This is a genomic window from Vibrio sp. YT-18, assembly GCF_033337345.1.
In the GTDB taxonomy this organism is placed as follows: Bacteria; Pseudomonadota; Gammaproteobacteria; order Enterobacterales; family Vibrionaceae; genus Vibrio; species Vibrio alginolyticus.
Genome location: NZ_JAWOQO010000303.1, coordinates 1 through 1017, shown reverse-complemented (window position 1 = coordinate 1017; position 1017 = coordinate 1). Strand labels below are relative to the sequence as shown.

The following is a 1017-nucleotide window of genomic DNA, read 5'->3' as shown; positions in this document are numbered from 1 at the left end:
AAAAAGAAGGTCGTGTACACCTTGAGTCAAACACTCTTGCGGTGCTGTCTGGTGCGGTATCTCAAGAGCGCGGTGAAAAGGCAATGGACGCAGTCGACGAGAATCTATTCTCTGAATACGGCCTACATCTGAACTCACCATCATTCGCAACACCAAATGATGATATCGGCTTTGTAACACGCGTTTACCAAGGCGTAAAAGAAAACGGTGCGATCTTCTCACATCCAAACCCATGGGCTTGGGTTGCTGAAGCAAAATTGGGGCGCGGTGACCGTGCGATGAAGTTCTACGATGCACTCAACCCATACAACCAAAACGACATCATCGAAAAACGTATCGCAGAACCGTACTCCTACGTGCAGTTCATTATGGGTCGAGACCACCAAGATCACGGTCGTGCAAACCACCCATGGCTAACTGGCACATCTGGTTGGGCTTACTTCGCAGTGACCAACTTTATCCTTGGTGTGCGCACAGGTTTTGATGGTCTAACTATCGATCCATGTATTCCAACTAACTGGCCTGGATTTGAAGTCACTCGTCAGTGGCTAGGCGCGACTTACAACATCAAAGTTGTTAACCCTGATTCAGTCAGCAAAGGCGTGAAATCTATCACTCTGAACGGCGAAGCTATCACTGGCGCATCAGTACCAGTTCAAGCGGAAGGCTCCGTGAACGAAGTGATCGTAACACTAGGTTAATCGCTTAAAAATGCCCCAATGCACTTTTGCTCTTTAGCTTGTGCATTGGGTTCGCTAGCAAAATTTTAAGGCCGGTGTATTGCCGCCCTTATTGAGGTTCGAATCATGATCAAATTTGGTACAGGCGGTTGGCGCGCATTCATCGGTGAAGAATTTACTAAAGATAATGTTCGTTTGGTTGCTCAGGCAGTAGCAAACATCACTAACAGAGAATCAGTGGCAGATCGTGGCTTTGTCATTGGCTATGACCGACGTTTTCTATCTGATAAAGCTGGCCGTTGGTTTGCCGAAGTTTTAGCGGCAAATGGCATTGTAG

Annotated in this window: 1 protein-coding gene and 1 pseudogene; both read left to right on the top strand. The window is 47.3% G+C overall.

What is annotated here, in order from left to right:
- A partial coding sequence (locus R7M72_RS26170) for a GH36-type glycosyl hydrolase domain-containing protein (protein WP_411913733.1) occupies positions 1 to 701 on the top strand: 701 nt, incomplete at its 5' end.
- A 105-nt stretch (positions 702 to 806) separates the two neighbouring features.
- Positions 807 to 1017, top strand: a pseudogene (locus tag R7M72_RS26165) (phosphoglucomutase/phosphomannomutase family protein); the annotation flags it as partial.